Annotated in this window: 3 protein-coding genes and 1 pseudogene; 3 read left to right on the top strand and 1 reads right to left on the bottom strand. The window is 35.9% G+C overall.

Annotated features, from left to right (window positions below):
* Positions 1-221 precede the first annotated feature (221 nt).
* A complete protein-coding gene (locus CKF59_RS01470; RefSeq protein WP_119534213.1) occupies positions 222-608 on the top strand; it encodes a VOC family protein in 387 nt (128 codons plus the stop codon).
* A 365-nt stretch (positions 609-973) separates the two neighbouring features.
* Here the strand turns inward: CKF59_RS01470 and dapF are convergent.
* A pseudogene (gene dapF / locus CKF59_RS01465) lies at positions 974-1,789 on the bottom strand (diaminopimelate epimerase); the annotation flags it as partial.
* A gap of 153 nt (positions 1,790-1,942) precedes the next feature.
* Here dapF and CKF59_RS01460 point away from each other — a divergent pair.
* Both CKF59_RS01460 and CKF59_RS01455 read left to right on the top strand, forming a co-directional pair.
* Positions 1,943-2,626, top strand: a complete 684-nt coding sequence (locus CKF59_RS01460; RefSeq protein ID WP_119534211.1) for a hypothetical protein — start codon at positions 1,943-1,945, stop codon at positions 2,624-2,626.
* A gap of 14 nt (positions 2,627-2,640) precedes the next feature.
* The gene (locus tag CKF59_RS01455; protein WP_119534210.1) at positions 2,641-3,537 is read left to right on the top strand and encodes a LysR family transcriptional regulator; all 897 of its coding nucleotides are present in this window, start codon (positions 2,641-2,643) and stop codon (positions 3,535-3,537) included.
* The last annotated feature ends 38 nt before the right edge of the window (positions 3,538-3,575 follow it).

Below are 3,575 nucleotides of genomic sequence, written 5' to 3'. Positions count from 1 at the left end.
TGCTTATAAATAATAAGGAAATTGAAAACAAAATAATGTTATTTAAAAGTCTCTTAAAAACTTTCTAGAGTCTAAAACAAAAAGTCATAGCTTTTTTTGAAACCATGATAATATATTAAATATCAATAAGATATTGCAAGGAGGAGAAAAAAATAAGTGAAGTGCAAAAGTAATTTTATTTTGCATTATCTATATGTTACTTAAAAATTAAGAGGTAGGTTATGTTTAAACCAAATAGCATTATTTTATATGTTGATAATGTAGATATTAGCACGGAGTTTTATACAAGTATTTTGGGAGAGAAGCCGATAGAAGCCTATCCGGGATTTTCTGTTTTTGCATTGCAGGATGGTTTTATTTTAGGATTGCAAACAAAACACGACATTGAACCTAAACCACAGTTGGCATTTGGTGGTTTTGAGTTGTGTTTGAGTGATATATCCAAAGAAGAAGTTGATGAAATCTATCGTGATTTCCAAGCTAGAAATATCCCTATGGTATTAGAACCTACCGAGCTTGAGTTTGGTTATACGTTTGTAGCCTTAGATCCTGATGGTCATCGTATTCGTTTATGTGCGACTGATACTACAGGCATTGAGAAGTTATAAACTTTATTTTGAAATTTTATTTTGATGGTTGTTTTTAGTCTTGAGAACAGATTTTATTTCCTATTCTCATAGAGGGAGGAAGAAGATTATAGAACTAATCTGATGTAAGAAAAAGAAAGATAAAATAAGAGAGAAGAGAGTAAGAAAAAAGAGTAAGAGGCGAACTCTTACTCGGGTTAGTCTTCTATTCCTGAACGGATTTTAAAGTTATCTTGGTCTTGGGCAAGAGCTTGCGTAGCTTGCTCTTCACTTTCAGAGGTTGGAGCAACTTCTTGCTCAAATGCTTGTTTACCAAAAGCCTTATCTCTTTCTAGTTGAGCAAGGTAATTTGCTCGAATTTGACGAATAATTGTTGAGTTAATTTTTCCAAGATAAACAAAAGAAGCTGGACCGGTCATAAATAAAGGGTCACCATCTTTGCCACTCCAACTAATTTCAAGATCTCCTCCCTTAGCGTGAACTTTAATTGGTTGATTCGCAGCTAATTTCCCTTGACGTATCCCTACAGCCACAGCTCCACAACAACCTGAGCCACAAGCTTGGGTTTCTCCTGCTCCTCTTTCCCAAACTCGAACATAAACTTCGGTTGGTGAAACTATTTGCATAAAAGGAACATTGGTACGTTCAGGAAAACGTTCATGATTTTCTACTAATGGACCTATACCAGCAACATCAGCTGTGTTAATATCGTCAACGGTAATGACACAGTGAGGATTCCCCATGCTCACCACTCCACAAAGTTGTACTCCTTTGGCAGTAGGAAGCATATAAAGATGTTCTTCGCCTCGTGCTGAAAATGGAATTTTACTTGGTTGCCAAATTGGAGCTCCCATGTTTACTCTCACTTGATTACGATCTAAAGTGAGGACCATACGACCATTGTTGGTCGTTACCAAGACATCATTTTTATTAGTTAAGCCTTGGGTAGCAACATAGAGGGCAAAGCAACGAGCTCCATTCCCACATTGGTTTACTTCACTACCATCAGCATTAAAGATACGATAGTGAAAATCAGTATCTGGATCATAAGGAGGCTCAATGAGCAGTAACTGGTCAAAGCCAATGCCAAGATGACGATCGGCAAGAGCACAAATAGTTTTGGGATTAAGAAAGACTTTTTGAGTTAAAGAATCAATAACCATAAAGTCATTGCCCAAAGCATGCATTTTTGCAAAGTGCATAATTTAAATCCTTGTTAATAAATTTTTGACAAATTTTCGAGTTAATTTTGCTCTTTCTATTGTAACAAAGAAGAGGACGTAAAGAAACAAAGAAATTGATTTTAGCTTAGGTAGAGGTATAACCATTAGTAATGAAACTAAGCAAGGAAACTTATGAGATCTTACTTCAAAACTTTAACGGCTCTTGTTATCTTAAGTACAACAGGGAGTATAAGTACTGCTTTGGCTCAAACCGTTAACCAGCTACAAGTGCCTTTAGAAGCCTTGCATCAAGCTTTAAGCTTAGAACACTTTCCAGGGGATAAACAGAATCTAAACGTAAAAGCTTATCGCAAGGAAGTAACTAGTTATTTGGCAACGAATTATCGTCAAGCATTTAGAATGTATTTTACGAGTACCAATAGATATACCTATAAGGTGACCCCTGATTATTCGGTACTAAAACTCTTATGGGATTTCGCACAAACCTGTCGTCAAGAACAAAGTCAAGAATCAACTTGTGCAGATGCCATTCTTTTGCAAGACTTATATCAAAGCAAAGATAATCTCAATAATTTCTTAGCCTTTTTCTATTTTAATGCTGGAGATACCTTAGAAAACCCATTCTATTTTCGTAAGTTTATGGCTGAGTATCCTTTTGCTCAACGTGATGGTTTTGACATTATTAGTCGTAACAATGATGAACTCCTAGCTCAACGCATGAGTCGGAGTGAATATGTTGAGCTTATGGGGTTACCCGCTAATGATCCTGTAGTCTCGATCAATAACCAATTGGTATATAATGAAGTAAAGGACAGAGTACTACATAATTATCAAATTAACTTACAACCACAGTAAAGAAAATCAAGTTTATGGTGTCAAGAAAGCATTTGCATGCAATTTATCAATTTATGGTCGTTGCAGATCATGGAAGCTTTACCAAAGCCGCTAATCAATTAGGGGTAACCCAAGCGAATTTAAGTAAACAAATTCGTGAACTCGAAAAACAATTAGGCTATGAAGTTTTTAGTCGTACGACAAGAAAAATTTCTTTAACTCAAAGAGGTAAAATCCTATATACCGGAGCCAAAGAGTCTTATGCGATTTTAGAGGATAAACTCGAAGAGCTTGAAGACTTAAGTCATAAACCTCGAGGCTTAGTGCGAATTAATGCTTCACGCCATTTAATTGAATATGTATTAACCCCTAAATTAGCTCATTTAGTGCAAGAGTTTCCAGAGATTACAGTAGAGCTTTTTGAATCTAATGCTTATGTTGACATTACTGAAGATGGTTTTGATGCGGGAGTAAGACCGGTAAATGATATTCCACCAGGTTTTGTTTCTGTACCTATAAGCAAGTCGATGAAAATGGTAGTAGTAGGGACACCAGAGTTCTTTAAAAAATACCCTAAACCCAAGCATCCTCGTGATTTAGAGGGAATACCTTGCATTGCCTATAGATTTCAAAATCAAAGAATTTGGCAATGGGAATTTATTGATCGGGAACATAAAAACAAACGCATTTACCATACTCCACAGGGTTCGTGGATTTTTTCAGATTCTATTTCTTTAGTTAATGCTGCTCGTTATGGGGTAGGTTTAGCTTATGAACCTTTAGAATTGGTGGCTCAGGATTTGCAAGAAGGCAAGCTAATACAAGTACTCGAAGACTATACTATTAGCTTACCTGCTTCGCATTTATACTACCCTGATCGTCGCGTTTCTCAAGCTTTACGTTTAGTGATTGATACTCTAAAAGTAACCTAAACTAGAGGTTAGAGTTATTTTTAACGTAATTTCTTAAC

The sequence above is a fragment of the Psittacicella gerlachiana genome (assembly GCF_003585965.1).
Lineage (GTDB): Bacteria > Pseudomonadota > Gammaproteobacteria > Enterobacterales > Psittacicellaceae > Psittacicella > Psittacicella gerlachiana.
The sequence above is the reverse complement of the archived record's forward strand: the minus strand, read 5'-3'. Positions and strand labels throughout refer to the sequence as shown.

Bases quoted from the DNA above. Each gene is read 5' to 3' on its own strand.
- CKF59_RS01470 (WP_119534213.1), top strand. From the start codon at position 222: ATGTTTAAACCAAATAGCATTATTTTATATGTTGATAATGTAGATATT.
- CKF59_RS01460 (WP_119534211.1), top strand. From the start codon at position 1,943: ATGAGATCTTACTTCAAAACTTTAACGGCTCTTGTTATCTTAAGTACA.
- CKF59_RS01455 (WP_119534210.1), top strand. From the start codon at position 2,641: ATGGTGTCAAGAAAGCATTTGCATGCAATTTATCAATTTATGGTCGTT.